Annotated in this window: 17 protein-coding genes, 1 other RNA gene and 1 riboswitch; of the genes, 14 read left to right on the top strand and 4 right to left on the bottom strand. The window is 37.5% G+C overall.

Features of this window, described 5'->3' with window-relative positions; all coding sequences use genetic code 11:
- Positions 1 to 9: 9 nt before the first annotated feature.
- The 3 genes from LY60_RS06485 (at position 10) to LY60_RS06475 (ending at position 2,643) form a co-directional block, all read left to right on the top strand.
- Positions 10 to 1,836 (top strand): ABC transporter ATP-binding protein, encoded by a 1,827-nt coding sequence (locus tag LY60_RS06485; protein WP_145081623.1) that lies wholly within the window; start codon positions 10 to 12, stop codon positions 1,834 to 1,836.
- 71 nt (positions 1,837 to 1,907) lie between these two features.
- An RNA gene (gene ffs / locus LY60_RS18385) (signal recognition particle sRNA small type) lies at positions 1,908 to 2,007 on the top strand.
- Positions 2,008 to 2,127: 120 nt separating this feature from the next.
- A complete protein-coding gene (locus tag LY60_RS06475; RefSeq protein WP_145081620.1) occupies positions 2,128 to 2,643 on the top strand; it encodes an ECF transporter S component in 516 nt (171 codons plus the stop codon).
- Between the two features lie 161 nt (positions 2,644 to 2,804).
- On the opposite strand, the gene LY60_RS06470 is transcribed toward LY60_RS06475, so the two are convergent.
- Both LY60_RS06470 and LY60_RS06465 read right to left on the bottom strand, forming a co-directional pair.
- The gene (locus LY60_RS06470; RefSeq protein WP_145081616.1) at positions 2,805 to 3,197 is read right to left on the bottom strand and encodes a hypothetical protein; all 393 of its coding nucleotides are present in this window, start codon (positions 3,195 to 3,197) and stop codon (positions 2,805 to 2,807) included.
- Positions 3,198 to 3,212: 15 nt separating this feature from the next.
- On the bottom strand, positions 3,213 to 4,577 hold the full coding sequence (locus LY60_RS06465) for a GerMN domain-containing protein (RefSeq protein ID WP_145081613.1): 1,365 nt from the start codon (positions 4,575 to 4,577) through the stop codon (positions 3,213 to 3,215).
- A gap of 129 nt (positions 4,578 to 4,706) precedes the next feature.
- Between LY60_RS06465 and LY60_RS06460 the strand changes: the two genes are divergently transcribed.
- Positions 4,707 to 5,018: a hypothetical protein gene (locus LY60_RS06460; protein WP_145081611.1), complete on the top strand. Its 312-nt coding sequence runs from the start codon at positions 4,707 to 4,709 to the stop codon at positions 5,016 to 5,018.
- Between the two features lie 64 nt (positions 5,019 to 5,082).
- The gene (locus LY60_RS06455; RefSeq protein ID WP_019229999.1) at positions 5,083 to 5,286 is read left to right on the top strand and encodes a hypothetical protein; all 204 of its coding nucleotides are present in this window, start codon (positions 5,083 to 5,085) and stop codon (positions 5,284 to 5,286) included.
- A gap of 100 nt (positions 5,287 to 5,386) precedes the next feature.
- Here LY60_RS06455 and LY60_RS06450 read toward each other — a convergent pair whose 3' ends face one another.
- Complete coding sequence (locus LY60_RS06450) at positions 5,387 to 7,366, bottom strand: alpha/beta hydrolase family protein (protein WP_145081609.1); 1,980 nt, start codon at positions 7,364 to 7,366, stop codon at positions 5,387 to 5,389.
- 137 nt (positions 7,367 to 7,503) lie between these two features.
- Here LY60_RS06450 and LY60_RS06445 point away from each other — a divergent pair, with 137 nt between their 5' ends.
- From LY60_RS06445 to LY60_RS06430, 4 genes are all read left to right on the top strand, one after another.
- Positions 7,504 to 8,535 carry a M42 family metallopeptidase gene (locus LY60_RS06445; protein WP_145081607.1) on the top strand — a complete coding sequence of 344 codons (1,032 nt, stop codon included), beginning with the start codon at positions 7,504 to 7,506 and terminating at the stop codon, positions 8,533 to 8,535.
- 23 nt (positions 8,536 to 8,558) lie between these two features.
- Positions 8,559 to 9,497: an AEC family transporter gene (locus LY60_RS06440; RefSeq protein WP_145081604.1), complete on the top strand. Its 939-nt coding sequence runs from the start codon at positions 8,559 to 8,561 to the stop codon at positions 9,495 to 9,497.
- Between the two features lie 8 nt (positions 9,498 to 9,505).
- The gene (locus LY60_RS06435) at positions 9,506 to 10,219 is read left to right on the top strand and encodes a TrmH family RNA methyltransferase (protein WP_145081601.1); all 714 of its coding nucleotides are present in this window, start codon (positions 9,506 to 9,508) and stop codon (positions 10,217 to 10,219) included.
- A gap of 121 nt (positions 10,220 to 10,340) precedes the next feature.
- Positions 10,341 to 10,775, top strand: a complete 435-nt coding sequence (locus LY60_RS06430; protein ID WP_145081599.1) for a hypothetical protein — start codon at positions 10,341 to 10,343, stop codon at positions 10,773 to 10,775.
- Positions 10,776 to 10,966: 191 nt separating this feature from the next.
- On the opposite strand, the gene LY60_RS06425 is transcribed toward LY60_RS06430, so the two are convergent.
- Positions 10,967 to 11,452 (bottom strand): flavodoxin domain-containing protein, encoded by a 486-nt coding sequence (locus tag LY60_RS06425; RefSeq protein ID WP_145081597.1) that lies wholly within the window; start codon positions 11,450 to 11,452, stop codon positions 10,967 to 10,969.
- 243 nt (positions 11,453 to 11,695) lie between these two features.
- Positions 11,696 to 11,792, top strand: a riboswitch (glycine riboswitch).
- 92 nt (positions 11,793 to 11,884) lie between these two features.
- On the opposite strand from LY60_RS06425, the gene gcvT reads away from it, so the two are divergent.
- From gcvT to guaA, 5 genes are all read left to right on the top strand, one after another.
- Positions 11,885 to 12,982 carry a glycine cleavage system aminomethyltransferase GcvT gene (gene gcvT, locus LY60_RS06420; protein WP_145081595.1) on the top strand — a complete coding sequence of 366 codons (1,098 nt, stop codon included), beginning with the start codon at positions 11,885 to 11,887 and terminating at the stop codon, positions 12,980 to 12,982.
- A gap of 115 nt (positions 12,983 to 13,097) precedes the next feature.
- Positions 13,098 to 13,472: a glycine cleavage system protein GcvH gene (gene gcvH, locus LY60_RS06415; protein WP_145081592.1), complete on the top strand. Its 375-nt coding sequence runs from the start codon at positions 13,098 to 13,100 to the stop codon at positions 13,470 to 13,472.
- Between the two features lie 10 nt (positions 13,473 to 13,482).
- Complete coding sequence (gcvPA, locus tag LY60_RS06410; RefSeq protein ID WP_145081589.1) at positions 13,483 to 14,817, top strand: aminomethyl-transferring glycine dehydrogenase subunit GcvPA; 1,335 nt, start codon at positions 13,483 to 13,485, stop codon at positions 14,815 to 14,817.
- A 1-nt stretch (position 14,818) separates the two neighbouring features.
- Positions 14,819 to 16,276, top strand: a complete 1,458-nt coding sequence (gene gcvPB / locus LY60_RS06405) for an aminomethyl-transferring glycine dehydrogenase subunit GcvPB (RefSeq protein ID WP_145081586.1) — start codon at positions 14,819 to 14,821, stop codon at positions 16,274 to 16,276.
- Positions 16,277 to 16,735: 459 nt separating this feature from the next.
- Positions 16,736 to 18,268, top strand: a complete 1,533-nt coding sequence (gene guaA / locus LY60_RS06400) for a glutamine-hydrolyzing GMP synthase (RefSeq protein WP_145081583.1) — start codon at positions 16,736 to 16,738, stop codon at positions 18,266 to 18,268.
- The last annotated feature ends 33 nt before the right edge of the window (positions 18,269 to 18,301 follow it).

Genomic DNA, 18,301 nt, shown 5'->3' with positions numbered 1-18,301 from the left:
GGGGAGTTTATGGAATATTACGAAGAAGATACAGGATATAAATCGTTAAATATAAAGACGTGGTTTAAGCTTGGCAGGTTCTTTTTGCCATACAAAAAAAAGATATTGGGAATTGTTGTGTTCATGCTTATTACAGCACTGATGGATCTTTCCATTCCATTGTTTCAAAAATATGCCGTGGACAATTTCATAGTCAGGGGTACCACTGATAGGCTGGACATGTTTATAATTGCTTACTGCGTAGCACTCATTGTTATGGCATCTTCGGTCAATATATTCGCCAGATATGCAATAGTTGTGGAAATGCACATAGGCAAGGACCTGAGGAAGGAAATATTCACTCACCTCCAAAATCTGTCCCTGTCATATTACAACACAACTCCTGTAGGTTACATACTGGCAAGAACTTTAAGCGATACAAACAAGATCGGCTCCATGATTGCCTGGGGTCTCGTTGATGTTTTCTGGTCATGTACATATGTAATAGGAGCATTTGCTGCAATGATGCTTTTAAATGTAAGACTGGCCCTGATTGTTATGGTTGTTGTTCCTTTGATGGCAATAATTACATTATACTTTCAGAAAAAAATGCTTTCAACAAGCAGAAAGTTAAGAAAAGTAAACTCGAAGCTTACAGGTCAGTTCAATGAAGGGATAACCGGGGCCAGAACTACAAAGACGCTTGTTATTGAAAACAAAAACCTTGATGAATTTAAAGGCGTGAGTCTTGATATGGAAAAAGCATCTCTCAGAATGGCAAATCTTAATGGTTTGTACATTCCTATAATAGTTTTCTTTGGCTCGGTTTCAACTGCCATTGTATTGGCAAGAGGCGGATATCTGGCTATGGGTGATGTAATACAGATTGGAACACTGTCGGCATTCATATCCTATGCAATCAACATTTTTGAACCTGTACAACAATTAGCCAAGACATATACAGATGTTATTGCACTCCAGGCCAATGTGGAAAGAGTGACGGACCTCTTAGAGAAGGAACCCTTAATAAAGGACAGGACTGACGTTGTTGAAATATATGGGGACAACATTAATCCGAAAAAACAAAACTGGGAAGAAATAAATGGTGACATAGAATTTCGCAATGTTACTTTTAAATACCCTGACGGAGATGAAGAAGTTCTAAAAAACTTCAACCTCCACATACCGGCAGGAACAAATGTAGCTATAGTAGGAGAGACAGGAGCAGGCAAAAGCACTCTTGTAAACCTTGCATGCAGGTTTTTTGAGCCTACTGAAGGAGAAATTCTAATCGACGGCAAGGATTACAGGGATAGGTCCCAGCTGTGGCTTCATTCAAATATAGGCTATGTGCTGCAAAATCCTCACTTGTTTTCAGGCACCATCAAGGACAACATATGGTACGGAAATCTGGAGGCAACAGATGAAGAAGTAATAAAGGCCGCTGAAATAGTGTCTGTAAATACAGTTGCCGACAAGCTTGAAAATGGATATTTGAGTGAAGTGGGAGAAGGAGGAGATAAACTTTCTACAGGTGAGAAGCAGCTTATTTCCATTGCAAGGGCAATTCTTGCAAACCCAAGAATATTTGTGCTTGATGAAGCAACTTCTTCAATTGACACACAGACAGAAAAATTCATCCAAGATGGAATAAATTATCTCCTAAAGGGAAGAACTTCATTCATAATTGCCCACAGGCTTTCAACAATAAAAAAAGCCGACATCATTCTTGTTGTTAAAAACGGAAAAATTGTGGAACAAGGAACCCACAAAAGTCTCATTGCCGAAAAAGGATATTATTACAAACTTTACACAAAACAGTTTGAAGAGGAAAAAACTCTCGAAGTTTTAAAATAGAATTTATCCAGATTAATATTGACTTGAAATGCTATTTGTGTTATTATCTTAATGCACTCTGTCCGAGTGAAAACTTGGTCTCGCGCAACAGAACCCTATGAATCTTGTCAGGTCCGGAAGGAAGCAGCAATAAGTAGACCGTTTTGTGTGACGTGAGGAAGCCTGGTTGAATCTCGGCAGGGTGCTTTAATTTAAAATTTAATCTGTAATCTATCAAAAATATTAAACTGTATCTTTTAAAGGGTACAGTTTTCTATATAATTTAATTAAAGTAAATTACAGGAGAATTATATGAAAGATAAAAATATAAAGGATTTGGTTTACACATCATTGTTTGCAGCACTTATCTGCGTTGCTACGTTCATAATCAAGGTTCCGTCAGTTGTAACAAACGGATACACACATCTTGGAGACGGTTTTATTTTTATAGCTGTTATTCTCCTTGGAAAAAGAAACGGATCCTGGGCAGGAGCAATCGGTGCGTCTCTTGCAGATATTATTGGAGGCTATGCATACTATGCACTTCCAACATTCATAATCAAGGGTATCATGGGACTTATAATGGGAACAGTTATAGAAAGACTACCTGAAACTAAAAACAAATGGGTGATGGGTGCAGCAATGGGCAGTGTATGGCAGATTTTCGGATACTACATGGTTGGCTCTGTCATGGTTGGCAACTTCATTACAACAATAAGCGAAATACCAGGCAATGTCATTCAGTCAGCTGCAGGAATAATTGTAGCTGTAATGTTTCTGGCGGTGTTTAAAAACACTCCAATCGGAAGAGAAATGCTTGAATCATAAATTAAATTGTAATAAGTAAAATAAAAATAGACTGTTGCATAAGTGTTTATAATCGTGTCATCCTGAGTCTTTAGCCTGAAGAATCTCAGAATTTCAAAAGATGAGATCCTTCGCTATCGCTCAGGATGACATGAACATACTTAATGCAAAAGTCTTCTTTTTTATGATTTTTGTATGAACTTAGTGCCGCATTTTCTGCACGTTACTGATATTTTACCTCTGCCTCTGGGAGCGCGCATAATTTGCTTGCAGTTTGGACATTTGAAGTATTTGTAGTCTTTGCTGTCTTTAACAATGTTATATTTTGATTTTGACCATGTCTTCACTGGATTCCAGTATTTAAGAAACATGAAATTTTCCTTCTGCCTTGCTAGGATGTTTCTTGACAAGGTTCTGTAAACGCAGCCTATGAATATGGCATAGGTTAATATTGTCAAAAATTCAAGATTAAGGGCATCGCCTATAAATGTCAGCACCATTCCTGTTATCAGCAGGAAAAGTGTAAACTGATCTGTTCCGTACCTTCCGACCATAAAATTTCTAAAACCATTCATATGATTTCCTTCTTTCTAGTTGTTTGTCTGAGTTGTATTTTCAGGGTTTATAAACTCAGGTGCATATAATATTCCTGTCAAATCTATTCCTTCCACATAATTTTTCAATGCTTCGCCTTCCACAGTAATTCTTATGCTGCTGATTCCCGGTATTGTTGTAAATGTGTATGAGAAGGAATCAATCATCATCTGCCTTAAGTCATTTTTGCCGTTGTAAGCATTCATGAGGCTGTCAGTAAAATCCAATACAAGAGTTGTTCCCTGCATGGCTGCACTTTTTAGAATTACACTTTCAGGTATTGGATTAATTCCGTAAGGGATATCTGTATCCTTGTATGCATCGAACATTTTCTGAGCTTTGAGCTCTGGTGCATCTGTTTCGCTTATTCCTGCCTGTTGTGTATCTATCTTGTAATCAAACAAGTAGTATCTTCCGTCAACCTTGTATGACATGTAAAGTACATAGTTATTTTTTGCATAAGGCAATGAAGTAACATTGTCAATACCGTGAAAATATGAATCAACACTTTTGCGGTCAACTGTAAATGAAAGGCTGTAAATAGGCCAGTATCTTTTAACACTGAAAATAGTCTTTTTAAATGCTTCATAAGATAACAGACCACCGGTGCTTCCGTTGTTGTAGCTTTCATAGGAACTTGGAATGTCTATTACAACATTTCCGTTGTTGTATGTGGTGTTTGTAACATCTCCTATGACAGTCCTGAGGCTTCCTGATTCAGGTCCGTTTTGAAGCTGTTCTATTGCCATTCTTGTCAATGATTTATCCTCAACAACAAATCTTGTGACAGGAATTAATGTGTCTGCATTTGGCGTTGCAAAATAAAGTGTAAGACCTTTTTTACCGGACTGTGCAGCTTTTGAAGCAGGGAAGTATGTTCCGGCTGTGTCGTATGTAACATTAACAGATACGGATTCATTTTCCTTACTAGCTATTAAGTTTGAACTGAAAACAAAATTGTATGTTCCATCTTCAAGACCAAGTTTTTTCTGACTGATGTCAAGGGTTGTAACCATTGGATTGGCAGAATCAATTGAAATGGTCATATTAGATGAAGGAGATACAAGTTCCAGATTTTTAATATTTTCCTTAACCGGCACATTGCCCTTGTACACGCTTACAGTAAAGATGCTGTCTGCTACACTTTTAAGTACTTCTTCATTTTCTGACTCATGTTTTATTGTTATTGATTCAGGATTCAAAAGCTCCTGTTTTTCTGTTGTGAGCCTTAAGGCACTTTCTTCCACCGGTGTTTCAATTTCAATGGTTCCTCTGTAGTCTATGGGTGAAAGGTTAAACAAGTATGTGGACGAAAAAAGTCCAATCAGTGCTATTATTAAAATATTGCTGAATATTTTCATATCAATACCTCAGTTCAAATTATATAGCTTTATTATATAACAAATCTTAATAAAAATAAATATATTTTAATTGTTACCTTCTGGGTGCCATCTTTCATATAATACAAATAAATATGTCGAGGTGGTAATATGGACAGAAGAGGTCCAGACCAGGAAATGATCAATAAAATGTATGATGCCATTGAATTGATATATATTTTAAACAGGATGACCAATGGTTCCTATTGCGATGATTATTCAAGAGAATATCTTATCAGCATGCTGGAGGACGTGGATAATTTGAAATACAATTACGACAAATACAAGTTCAGGGATGAGGACAGAAGAATTGAAAGAAGAAGTTTTGCTCATGGTTCAAGGCGATGTGACAGCTTAAATTGTGATAATAAGGGAAATTTTGTTGATAAAATAATAAATTTTTTACAATCATTAAATGAGTAAATGAAGTAACAAATAAACACCCTTATGAATAATATATATCAAAATCAATTTTAGGAGGTACTATATGTTTAACAATATATTCGGAGATAATGGAGACAGCTTACTATTCTTCTTCCTGCTTTTAGTAGTTCTTGCTTGTTTCTCAGGTGATGACGGATTACTTGGCGGAGTAGGCGGATTTGGAGATAATGACAGCTTGTTATTCTTCTTCCTGCTTTTAGTTGTTTTGTTCTGCAGCTGCGACAAATTAGAAGGCGGACACTGCTAATAGTATCTGGCATAGTACATTGAATAAAACCTTCCAGCGCTACTGGAAGGTTTTATTGTATTAATAATATTTTTAATAATGGTTCTTGTCATTTTTAATTTTACTTCAAATATTTTTCAAACCAGTTTGTCATTTCTTCCAGTCTTCTGACCCTGTGCTTCGGCTTTCCGCTTCTTGAGAGTTCGTGGTTTTCTCCTCTGAACATGCATAGCCTTGCATCCACGCCGTGGTATTTAAGTGCAGTGAACATCTGAAGTCCTTCTGCCAGCCAGCAGCGGTAGTCCTCTTCCGAATGGATGAACAATGTAGGTGTTACTGCCTGGTTTGCATATTTAAGGGGTGAATGAAACCACATTTTTTCCATGTTGTCCCAAGGGGTTGATGATATTTGGTCAGCATTGAAATAATAGCCTATATCCGTTGTACCGAACTTGGAGATCCAGTTGGATATGCTTCTTTGAGATGCTGCGCATTTGAAACGGTCTGTGTGTCCGATTATCCAGTTTGTCATAAATCCGCCATATGAACCGCCTGTAACTCCTATGCGTGTTGAATCTATCTGAGGATATTTTTTTAGAACCTCATCTGTAAATTTCATTAAATCATCATAATCAATTGTGCCGTATTTTCCTCTTATATCTGCAAATTCATCTCCTCTGCCATCACTTCCTCTTGGATTGCAGAAAAATACAAAGTATCCTTCATTGGCCCATACCTGCATTTCGTGGTAGAATATTTCTCCGTAAACAGTCTTTGGACCTCCATGAATGTCAAGTATACCAGGGTAGCATTTGCTTTCGTCGTAGTTTACAGGCTTTAACACAAATCCTTCGATTTTTACTCCGTCGTTTTCAAATTCCAGAGGTTCAGGAACAATTATATTTTTTGTTTCAACTATTTTTTCATTGAATTTTGTTATCTGAGTTTCAACCCCATCTTCAGTTATGTAAATTTCCTGAAGCTTTGTTCCTCTTAATCCTATGAATATAATTCCATCGTTGCACACGTCAAAGCAGTCTACAGAACCGTTGTCTGATGTTAATTTTTCAATTGTTCCGTCAAGACTCAATTTTTTAATGAATGAGCTTTTGTTTTCAGTTGCAACAAAGTACAGGCAGTTGTCAAATACCCTGTGATCTGTACCTCCGCCGAAACGGCAGTCAGAGCCCACTGAATTGTGCATTCCGAAATCGTGGCAGCTTAAGAGTTGAACATCGTGGCCGGTTATTTTATAAAAGTTGTAGTTCTGGTTGAGGCCGTATTTGTCCATAGGAGATGCCGCAAAAATAATTTCATCCCCAACAAATTCAGCATAGTCTATGGAATATTCATCTTCTTCCACAAGACATTTTGCCTGGCTTGAATAAAGGTCATATATGTAAAGTTCGTTTGTAAGCTCCATTTTGTTTGTGTAGTTTTGAGATACATAAAGACCCTTGCCGTCCTTCACAGAGCATAGATCTACATTTTCAAACTGATTAGAAATTGGTACAATGTCCTTTGTTCCTCTGTCAAACAAATAAAGTCTGTTTCTTTTTTTGTTTGTAAAACCTTCGCCGTTGGACCAGAACGGTATTTCGTCTAACACTTCGTAGTCCTTGTTTTCCTTTATGAGGTCAATTGCCTTTGACTTTTCGTCTCCCTTGTGGGAATGAAGATTGATGCCATAGTGATCATATGTTGCTGCAATGAGAAATTTTTCATCGGCGATTTTCTTTATCTGGTTCACATTCATAGGAATGCGCATATATTCATATGCTTCGCCTCCATGAATGTTGATGGCATAAAAAACAGTCCAGTGCTCACCATCTTCAATTTTTTTCTTCAATTTTTCATCTCTTAATGATGAAAAAAGAATCACTTCATTGTCAAGCCAGATTAAGTTGTTTTCCTTGTTCATGGTTGTAAGCTTCTTGTATTCTCTTGTTATGCAGTTGTAAATCCAGATGTTGGACAAATATTTGTTTTCGTCGTAATCTGCAGAATTTACTATAAAAGCACCATAGTTTTTGTTTGGAGAAAGCTCAAGTCCGGACAAAAACTTATAATCTAAAAAATCTTTCAGTTTTAAGTTTTCCATAATATGCCCCCTTTGCTAATTTTCGTGTATAATAATATTATATATTCTATTTTGGAGTTATGCAATTTAATTATTGAATAATGCTCCGCTTTGGTAGTATAATCAACTGGATATAATAAGGGAGGGCGTTGACGGATATGGAACTAAACAGAAGTTTTACACTTAATTTACTGGAACAAATAATCAATATACCAAGTCCTACGGGATACTGCAAAAAAGTAATAGAGCATATAGAAAATTTAGCTCAGGAATACGGATACAAATTTGAAAAAAATAAAAAGGGAAACGGAATAATTGAAATAGAAGGAATAGACAATAGCTATTGCATTGGAATTCCTGTACATGTGGATACGTTAGGGGCAATGGTAAGGTCTGTTAACTCAGACGGAACAATCAGGTTCACCTCAATCGGCGGAAACATATTTCCTACCCTAGACGGTGAATACTGCAAAATACATACAAGATCAGGCAAAATTTACACGGGCACAATTCTTTCAACATCTCCTTCAGTGCATGTCTATGAAGATTCAAGAACAAAGGAAAGAAATGAAAACAACATGTGTGTAAGGCTTGACGAGGTTGTGAAAACAAAGGGAGACGTAAATGCTCTAAATATTTCAACAGGTGATTTCATTTCTGTTGAACCAAAGTTTGTTGTGACTGAATCCGGATTCATAAAATCAAGGTATATGGACGACAAGGCAGGAACAGCTTGTGCTTTAAGTCTCATGGAGCTTTTTAAAAGATTAGGCACAAAACCTAAGAATAAAGTGAAAATAATCATTTCCACATATGAGGAAGTAGGACATGGATGTTCTAATATTCCTGATGATATAGATGAAATGATTGGAATAGACATGGGATGCGTGGGACTTGACCTGTCATGCACGGAACAGGAAGTTTCCATATGCCCAAAGGACAGCTCCGGGCCCTATGACTATGAAATCACAGGACGTCTCATGGAACTTGCCAGGAAACATAACATTGGACATGCTGTGGACATATATCCAATGTACGGCTCCGATGTTTCTGCTTCAATGAAGGGCGGCAATGACATAAGAGGTGGACTCATCGGTCCGGGAGTTCATGCTTCCCACGGCATGGAAAGAACACACATTGATGGAATTGAAAATACAATAAAACTTATTTTTGCATATCTGACAGAATAAAATACATTAAAGGATGATCTTAATTGGAAAATTTGATATTCTCATTGAACGTGGTGGCGCCTATATTTTTGCTCATGTGCGTCGGGGCGTTCTTAAAAAGGGTAAAAATATTTGACAGTGAATTTCTGGTAAAAGCAAACACCTTTGCATTTCAGGTATTGTTTCCTGTTCTTCTTTTTAACAACATTTACAAAAGCAAGGTTTCGGGCGACGTGAACATAAAGCTGATTATTTTTGCCATTGCAGTAGTGTTTGCTATTATAGGAATATCATTGTTTGCAGTGCCAAAGTTTGAAAAGGACAACAAAAACAGAGGAATTATAATTCAGGGTCTGTACAGAAGCAATTTTGTGTTGTTTGGAGTGTCATTGAGCCAGAACATTTTCGGTGATGCGGGACTTGCTGCCGTAACAACACTTGTTGCCATAATAATACCAATTTACAATTTTATGGCAGTAATAATATTAGACATGTTTTCAAATGATAAGAGTGACATCAAAAAAAATATAATCAGTATTGTTAAAAACCCTCTGATAATAGGTTCTGTTCTTGGAATAATTGTTTCAGCTCTTGGAATAAAGCTCCCTGTCTTCATTGAAAATACAATAGGCGACATGGCAGATATGGCAACACCTCTTGCACTTATGGCTCTTGGTGGTGACATTGAAATAAATAACATCAGGAAAAATCTCAATTACATAACGGTTGTGACCATAGGAAAGCTTCTGGTAATTCCAGCAGTTGTTATAGTCATGGCATATGCGTTTGGATTCAGAGGACCAGAACTTGGAGCTTTGTTCAGCATGGTAGCACCATCTGTGGCTGTTTCAAGCTACACTATGGCTCAGCAGTATGACTGCAACTACGAGCTTGCAGGACAGCTCGTATTTGTATCCACAATGTTCAGTCCATTCACAATTTTCATATTTATATTTGTGTTAAAAACAGTGGGCGTATTTTAGGAGGGCTTATGGAAATAAAATCATATAAGAAAAATTTTGAACATTCATACACATTTGGAATGTTTCCTACTGTGGAGCTGATTACATCAAGACCAAATGATGTGGTAAAAGTGCTTGTAAGCTCAGGCTACAGGTCGGATAATTCCTTGGACATATTTGAACTGTGCAAAAAATACAATATTAAGACGGAAATTAACGACAAGGCAATCAACAAAATAAGCGACAAGGAAAACTGTTTTGTTGTGGGAGTATTCAATAAATATGAATGCAGCCTCGAAAAGAATCAATCACACATCGTGCTGGTAAACCCAAGCAACATGGGAAACATGGGAACAATTATCAGGACTCTGGTTGGATTTGGCCTTAGCAATCTTGCAATAATAAGCCCGGGAGTTGACATATTCGATCCTAAAGTAATCAGGGCGTCAATGGGTGCTCTGTTCAAGCTTAATTTTAAGTATTACGACAATTTCAGTGATTACCAGAAGTCTTTCAATGATCATAAAGTCTACACATTCATGCTGGATGGAGCTGTGTCCCTGAAAGAAATAAAACATGATGAAGACAGATGTTTTTCATTGGTGTTCGGCAATGAAGCAACGGGATTGGACTCAAGTTTTTCCAAGGCAGGAACAAGCGTATTTATCAAACACACAGACAGGATTGATTCATTGAACCTTACCATTGCAGCAGGCATTGCAATGTATCATTTTTTAAGTTAAATAAATCAATTTATGGAAATGAAATAAGAGTATAACATTTACAGGTTAAATATTTAAAACCCTTTTGTAAATAATATATAGAGGTTTAAAAAGCCCAATATCATTTCGAAAGGATGAAATTATGAAAAATTTTAGCTTTAATGAAAACAAAAATAAAAACAACAATAACAATGAAAAATTGTTTAACTGGGAAGAACAAGCCAAGTTAGACAGTCAGCAGAGCTTTAGGGAACAGCAAAAGCATATGATTGATGATTTGAGAAACGAAAACAATAACAACCGTCTTGACAACAGAAATGACAACAACCGTCTTGACAACAGAAACGATAACAACCGTTTTGACAACAGAAATGACAACAACCGTTTTGACAACAGAAATGACAACAACCGCTTTGACAACAGAAACGACAACAACCGTTTTGACAACAGAAACGACAACAACCGTTCAGACAACAGGAACGATAACAATCGTTTAGACAACAGAAATGATAACAATTTTGAAGACAAAGACAACAAAAAAATAAAAAGAGACAACAACGACAATAACTTCAGATAATAATAATTAATTGAACAAACAAAAAACGGTCATAGACTGTTCAGTTTGACGACAAAGTATATTTTTGGACGCTGTCATTCTGAGGCGTAGCCGAAGAATCTCATGTTTTCAACAAAGATGAGATCCTTCACTATCGTTCAGGATGACAACGTCAGGGTTTGTCAATAGTCTGAACGGTTCAGACCGTTTTTTTATTTCAATTTTAATATATCCTCAGCCATCTTGCTGATGCTTTCATTGTCAATTGAAGTTAACTCTCTTTTGTCAACTTTGAAGTTTTTCCTCACGGTCTTAATTATGAGCTGGTCCACTAATTTGTATGGCTTGACCTTTAGTCTGCCTCCGAAACATTGAATAGATACTGACTTGTTCAACAGCTTTTTAGGAATGTTATGAAGAAGGTATTGATTGATTTTTTCTGGAAACCCGCAGCATAAAAAAATAGCGGTATTTACTTTCATGAGCTTATCCAGGTTGTCCGCTACGAAGTTTTTAACTGTTTTATGAACATCGTTAAATCTAATACAACTTCCAATTATTACTGTATCATAATCGTTTATTACGGGGGTTGTTCGTTTTAAGTTTACAATATCAGCACCGGGAAGCTTTTCACCCAGTAATTTTGCGCACATCTGAGTTGTATTGTTGTTGCTTGCATACGCTATCAGTATTTTCATGGCCTGCTCCAATTTATAAGATAATTAATGATAATATTTTATTTGCCAAATGTCAAGCTTGTGCATTGTGATAAAACTAACATTAATAAAAATGCAGTTTTACATATTCTGAAAAGTAGATTTTTTCACGATTACAAAACTATTGACACGTTTGAAATAGGGTATTATAATGATGCTGTAATATAAAATAACATTTTTTCACAATTGAAATTTGAACATTAATATTTATAAATATAATTTTGAGTGAAAAGCACAGGAGAGTCCCCAAGGGGCGCCGAAGAAGCAAATAACACTGGTCGAGTGTTACGAAACTTTCAGGCAAAAGGGCTGCGCTTGGACAAAACTCTGAATAGTACAGCTAAGACAGAGGTAATGACATCGTTGTTACCCCTGTCTTTTTTTATAAATTAAAAAATATTAAGGAGTGATAGAGTGAAGAAAACACCATTATACGAAAAGCATGTTGAACTTAAAGGAAAGGTAATTGACTTTGGGGGATGGGCGCTTCCTGTGGAGTATTCGGGAATTATTCCTGAACATGAGGCTGTGAGGAATAAGGCTGGTCTGTTTGATGTTTCTCATATGGGAGAAATCACTGTTAAGGGCGAGGATGCCGAGAAATACCTGCAGATGATTGTTACAAATGATATTTCTGTGCTTAATGACAATCAAATTGCATATACTCCAATGTGCTATACCGATGGCGGAGTGGTTGATGATCTCTTGGTATACAAGTACAGCAGCACGGATTATCTTCTGGTTGTGAATGCTTCTAATACACAAAAGGATTTTGAATGGCTTTTGTCACAGTCTTTTGGAAATGTGGAAATAAAAAATGTTTCTGATGAATATGCTCAGCTTGCTTTGCAAGGCCCAGAAGCTCAAAGTATTTTGCAGAAGCTTTCTGAAGTTGATTTAAATTTAATTGAATTTTATCACTTTTTAGGTGATGTTAATGTGGGTGAATTTAAGACTATAGTGTCAAGGACCGGATATACAGGTGAGGATGGATTTGAACTATATTTTAAAGCTGAACACGGGCCACAAATGTGGGACTTAATTCTGGAAACAGGAAAAGAATACGGACTTGTGCCTGCAGGTCTGGGGGCAAGGGACACTCTCAGGTTTGAAGCAGCACTTCCTCTTTACGGGCAGGAAATAGACAAAGACATTACTCCACTAGAGGCAGGACTTGGATTTTTTGTGAAACTTAACAAGGATGATTTCATTGGAAAAGAAGCTCTTGCAAAGCAAAAAGCTGACGGCCTGAAAAGAAAAGTAATCGGATTTGAAATGGTTGACAGAGGAATTCCTAGAAGTCACTATGAAGTTTTTGCTGAGGGAAGAAAAATCGGCTATGTTACAACAGGAAGCTTTTCACCAACCCTTAAGAAGAATATCGGGCTGGCATTAATTGAAGCTGAATATGCAAAGGAAGGCACTGAAATAGAAATATCAGTACGTAACAAAAACCTTAAGGCAAAAGTTATCAAGAAACCTTTTTACACTAAAAAATACAAGAAAAGCTAAAGATATATAAATGAAGAGAAATGTTTAAAAGTAACAATATTTGGTAGAATTAAGTTAACAAAGTTATTACTTGATGAATTTGTTCATCATTAAAATCAATTATATGGAGGATATCATGAAAGTATTAAGCGAATTAAAGTATTCAGAATCACACGAATGGGTAAAAGTAGAAGGAAATAAGGCTTATATAGGAATCACAGACTATGCGCAGGATCATCTGGGAGATGTTGTTTATGTTGATTTGCCGGAAGTTGACACGGAAATTGAAGCCGGCGGACAATGCATAGTTCTTGAATCAGTTAAGGCAGCTTCAGAAGTTTTTTCACCTCTTTCAGGAATGGTTGTTGAAATAAACGAAAGTCTTTCCGACAATCCAAGTTTCATCAATGAATCACCATATGAAGCATGGCTTATTGCTGTTGAAATGTCTGATCCATCAGAATTATCAGGCCTCATGAGTGCGGAAGATTACGAAAAAATATGCGATTAAGGAGGGGTTTATGAGATATATTGGAAATACTGATGAAGACAGAGAACAGATGCTGAAAGAAATTGGTTATCCAGACATAGAATCTCTTTTCAAAGCTGTTCCCGATTCAGTTCATTTAAAAACTAAATTAAACATTCCTCAAGCTCAGTCTGAAATGGAGCTTGTAAATAATATGAAGTCATTGTCAAAGGAAAATTTAAACACTGATGACTATGCATGTTTTTTAGGTGCAGGAGCTTATGATCACTTTATTCCAGCAGCTATCGACCAGCTTATTTCAAGGCAGGAATTTTATACAGCATACACTCCATACCAGCCTGAAATAAGCCAGGGAACACTGCAGGCAATATTTGAGTACCAGACAATGATATGCGAACTTACCGGTCTTCCTGTAGCTAATGCGTCCATGTACGACGGAGCCACAGCATTGACGGAAGCTGCCATAATGGCATGCGATGCAACAAAAAGAAATGAAATATTAATAGCATCCTCAGTGCATCCTGAAAGCCGCCAGGTACTTGACACTTACGCAAAGTTCAGAGACATGACTGTTGTTGAAACAGCATACAATAACGGCCAGGTTGATCTGGAGGATTTAAAGTCAAAAATAAACAAAAATACTGCAGCAGTAATTGTTCAAAGCCCTAACTTTTTCGGAATAATCGAAGATGTTGAGACTGTAGCAGCAATTGCTCACGAAAACAAAAGCCTTCTTGTTGTAAGTGCAGACCCCATATCTCTGGCTGTCTTGAAAAGCCCGGGAGAATTAGGAGCTGATATTGCAGTTGGAGACGGTCAGCCCCTTGGAAATCCTCTCAGCTTTGGAGGACCTTACCTTGGATTCATGGCCGTTACAGAAAAATTGATGCGCAAGATGCCCGGTAGAATAGTTGGCCAGACTACCGATGAACAAGGAAACAGAGGATTTGTATTGACTCTTCAAACAAGAGAACAACACATAAGAAGAGAAAAGGCAACTTCAAACATCTGCTCAAACCAGGCTCTCAACGCATTGCAGGCTACAATTTACCTGACTCTCATGGGCAATGAAGGCCTTAAAAAAGTTGCAGAACTGTGCTTCAGCAAATCACACTACGCTTATGACCAGTTGATTGCCACAGGAAAATTCACCCCTGTGTTCACTGCGCCTTTCTTCAAGGAATTTGCAGTACAAAGCTCGGAAGGAATATCAAATTTGAACGACAGACTTCTTGAAAATGGTTTTATAGGCGGATATGACCTGGGTAAAAAATATCCTGATCATAAAAATGTTTGGCTTGTTGCTGTTACTGAAAAAAGAACTAAACAGGAAATAGACAATTTTGCACGAAAGGCAGGGGAATAATATGCAAAAACATAAAGCTTTAATATTTGAAATGAGCAAAAGCGGCAGAAAGTCATATTCACTTCCTGACTGCGACGTGCCTGAACTTAAGTTAAATGATGTAATCGACAGAAAATATTTAAGGGCGGAATCTCCTGATTTGCCTGAAGTGACTGAGCTTGATGCAGTGAGACATTTCACTCAGCTTTCACAGAGAAACCACGGGGTGGATTCAGGATTTTATCCTCTTGGAAGCTGTACCATGAAGTACAATCCTAAGCTCAATGAAAAAACTGCAAGGTTTGACGGATTTGCAAAAATTCACCCATATCAGCCTGAAAAAACAGTGCAGGGAGCGCTTCATCTAATGTATGACCTTGGAAACATGCTTTCTGAAATAACAGGTATGGATGGATTCACCCTTCAGCCAACAGCTGGAGCCCATGGAGAACTTGCTGGGTTAATGATTATAAAATCATACCACAACAACAGAAATGACATGAAGAGGACAAAAATAGTTGTTCCTGACTCAGCACACGGAACAAACCCCGCATCAGCAGCAGTTGCAGGATTTGATGTGGTTGAGGTTAAATCCGGTGAAAATGGACTTGTTGATATAGGATCGTTAAAAAGTGTCATGAGCGATGAAATAGCAGGCTTTATGCTCACTAATCCAAACACGCTTGGGTTGTTTGACTCAAATATCCTTGAAATAACAAAAATAGTCCATGAAGCAGGCGGGCTCATGTACTACGACGGAGCAAATGCCAATGCAATTCTCGGGATTTCAAGACCCGGAGACATGGGATTTGACGTGGTGCATTTAAACCTTCACAAAACATTCAGCACTCCTCACGGAGGAGGAGGACCGGGTGCAGGACCGGTTGGAGTTAAAAAGGACCTTGTTCCATTTTTGCCAGTTCCTGTTGTTGAAAAAAAAGAAAATGAATACTTCTTTGATTATGACAGACCACTTTCCATTGGAAAAGTAAAATCGTTGTACGGAAACTTTGGTATTCTGGTTAGAGCCTACACATACATCATGAGCATGGGTCCTGACGGGCTCAAATCAATTTCAGAAAATGCAGTTTTAAATGCAAACTACATTGCTAACAAACTGAAAGACAAATATTTTCTTCCTGTTGACAGGGAATGCATGCATGAGTGCGTGCTTTCAGGAGACTGGCAGAAAAAGAAAAACGGAGTATCAACTCTTGATATTGCCAAGAGACTTTTGGATTTTGGATTCCATCCACCGACAATTTATTTCCCTCTCATAGTTTCTGAAGCCATGATGATTGAGCCGACAGAAAGCGAATCAAGGGAAACGCTGGATGAATTCATTGCTGTTATGAGACAGATTGCTGATGAGGCAGAAAATGACCCGGAACTGGTAAAAACAGCTCCTCACACAACAATCATATCAAGACTTGATGAAGCAACAGCAGCCAGAAAACCAATACTTCGTTACACAAAATAAACCACTCAAAAACAGGCTCAAAGCAGTCTGTTCAGACTATTGACGAACTCCGACGCTGTCATCCTGAACGATAGTGAAAGTTGCCCTAACCCTATTTTTCAGGTGTTTTTCTGAAAAATAGCGGTAGGTCATTCGCAATGAGAACCAAATTTATGTGAGCGTTAGCGAATAAATAAATTTGTGTTCGAAACTGCGGGATCTCATCTTTTGAAAACATGAGATTCTTCGAGCAAGCTCTCAGAATGACAACGTCGAAAGTTTCTTTGTCATTAACCTGAACAGGTCTTAAGCCTGTTTTTAATTGATGACTAAAATAAAAGTATGCAAACGAAATCATAAGTGTTTTTAGTTTGATTACACTAATAGTTACAATTATTAATTGACACAGTCAATTTTTTTTGATAATCTATATGAAAAATATAAAGGTCGCTTCAAAAAACAAATTAAGAGGAGTAAAAAATGATATTAATAGTTGATTTTGGTGCACAGTACAGTCAGCTTATAGCCAGAAGGGTTAGAGAAGCCAATGTGTATTGCGAAATAGTGCCATACACATATACAATCGATAAAATAAAAGAAAAAAATCCGCAGGGAATCATATTGTCCGGCGGACCTGCAAGTGTTTATGAAGACATGGCTCCTACAGTTGACAAGGAAATATTTGAACTTGGAGTTCCGGTGCTTGGAATTTGCTATGGCGGACAGCTTATAGCACAAAAATTCGGCGGCAAGGTAAAAAGAGCCGACTCAAGAGAATATGGCCGAGTTAAATTAGAAGTAAACTCAGAAGACAAGCTTTTCGGTAACATTGAGCAAAACTCTCTGGCATGGATGAGCCATACTGATTATATTGAAAAATCTCCAGAAGGGTTTGAAATAACTGCAAAAACAGACACATGCCCTGTATGCGCCATGAGAAACACAGAAAAGAACATCTATGCTGTTCAGTTCCATCCTGAAGTTGAACACACTGAAAAGGGAAGAGAAGTAATCAACAACTTCCTGTTCAATGTATGCAACATGACAAAAGACTGGACTATGGGAAATTTCTGCGAAGAATCAATTGCTAAAATAAAAGAAATGGTTGGAGACAAAAAAGCACTGTGTGCAATGTCAGGTGGAGTTGACTCCTCTGTAGCAGCAGTTATGGTTCACAAGGCAATAGGATCAAATTTGATCTGTGTGTTTGTTGACCACGGCCTCTTGAGAAAAGATGAAGGCGACCAGGTTGAACAGGTATTCAAAGAAAAGTTCAACATGAATTTAATAAGAGTTAATGCAGGTGAAAGATTCCTTGGAAAACTTGCCGGCGTTACTGACCCTGAAACAAAACGTAAAATAATCGGCAATGAATTCATCCGCGTATTTGAAGAAGAAAAACAAAAGTTAAAAGAAGAGTTTGGACATATAGATTATCTTGTACAGGGAACAATTTATCCTGACGTTGTTGAAAGCGGAACTGCCACAGCTCAGGTTATAAAGAGCCACCACAACGTTGGAGGACTTCCTGAAGATGTTGACTTTGAACTGTTGGAACCATTAAGACAGCTGTTCAAGGATGAAGTTAGACAAGTGGGAAGAGAACTTGGAATTCCAGAAGAAATAGTTGAAAGACAGCCATTCCCAGGACCAGGTCTAGCAATAAGAGTTCTTGGAGAAATAACAGAAGATAAACTGGAAATAGTAAGAGAAGCAGATTTCATATTCAGAGATGAAATTAAAAAAGCAGGACTCCAGAACAAGATATGGCAGTACTTCGCATGCCTTCCTAACATCAAAAGCGTAGGTGTAATGGGAGACGGCAGAACATACTCACATACAGTGGCATTAAGAGCCGTAACATCAACAGACGGCATGACTTCCGACTGGGCAAGAATTCCATACGAAGTTCTTGAAAAAATATCAAACAGAATAGTAAACGAAGTGGACAATGTAAACCGTATAGTTTACGACGTAACAAGCAAGCCACCGGCTACTATTGAGTGGGAATAAGATAAAGATTGAAATTGAACTATTTAAGGTTTT

The sequence above is a fragment of the Sedimentibacter saalensis genome, assembly GCF_007830175.1.
In the GTDB taxonomy this organism is placed as follows: Bacteria; Bacillota; Clostridia; order Tissierellales; family Sedimentibacteraceae; genus Sedimentibacter; species Sedimentibacter saalensis.
This window is presented reverse-complemented; position numbering and strand designations above follow the sequence as displayed.

What these genes read in the sequence shown, in the direction of transcription:
- LY60_RS06485 (WP_145081623.1), top strand. Translation starts at nt 10, where the DNA reads ATGGAATATTACGAAGAAGATACAGGATATAAATCGTTAAATATAAAG.
- LY60_RS06475 (WP_145081620.1), top strand. Translation starts at nt 2,128, where the DNA reads ATGAAAGATAAAAATATAAAGGATTTGGTTTACACATCATTGTTTGCA.
- LY60_RS06470 (WP_145081616.1), bottom strand. Translation starts at nt 3,197, where the DNA reads ATGAATGGTTTTAGAAATTTTATGGTCGGAAGGTACGGAACAGATCAG.
- LY60_RS06465 (WP_145081613.1), bottom strand. Translation starts at nt 4,577, where the DNA reads ATGAAAATATTCAGCAATATTTTAATAATAGCACTGATTGGACTTTTT.
- LY60_RS06460 (WP_145081611.1), top strand. Translation starts at nt 4,707, where the DNA reads ATGGACAGAAGAGGTCCAGACCAGGAAATGATCAATAAAATGTATGAT.
- LY60_RS06455 (WP_019229999.1), top strand. Translation starts at nt 5,083, where the DNA reads ATGTTTAACAATATATTCGGAGATAATGGAGACAGCTTACTATTCTTC.
- LY60_RS06450 (WP_145081609.1), bottom strand. Translation starts at nt 7,366, where the DNA reads ATGGAAAACTTAAAACTGAAAGATTTTTTAGATTATAAGTTTTTGTCC.
- LY60_RS06445 (WP_145081607.1), top strand. Translation starts at nt 7,504, where the DNA reads ATGGAACTAAACAGAAGTTTTACACTTAATTTACTGGAACAAATAATC.
- LY60_RS06435 (WP_145081601.1), top strand. Translation starts at nt 9,506, where the DNA reads ATGGAAATAAAATCATATAAGAAAAATTTTGAACATTCATACACATTT.
- LY60_RS06430 (WP_145081599.1), top strand. Translation starts at nt 10,341, where the DNA reads ATGAAAAATTTTAGCTTTAATGAAAACAAAAATAAAAACAACAATAAC.
- LY60_RS06425 (WP_145081597.1), bottom strand. Translation starts at nt 11,452, where the DNA reads ATGAAAATACTGATAGCGTATGCAAGCAACAACAATACAACTCAGATG.
- gcvH (WP_145081592.1), top strand. Translation starts at nt 13,098, where the DNA reads ATGAAAGTATTAAGCGAATTAAAGTATTCAGAATCACACGAATGGGTA.
- gcvPA (WP_145081589.1), top strand. Translation starts at nt 13,483, where the DNA reads ATGAGATATATTGGAAATACTGATGAAGACAGAGAACAGATGCTGAAA.
- gcvPB (WP_145081586.1), top strand. Translation starts at nt 14,819, where the DNA reads ATGCAAAAACATAAAGCTTTAATATTTGAAATGAGCAAAAGCGGCAGA.
- guaA (WP_145081583.1), top strand. Translation starts at nt 16,736, where the DNA reads ATGATATTAATAGTTGATTTTGGTGCACAGTACAGTCAGCTTATAGCC.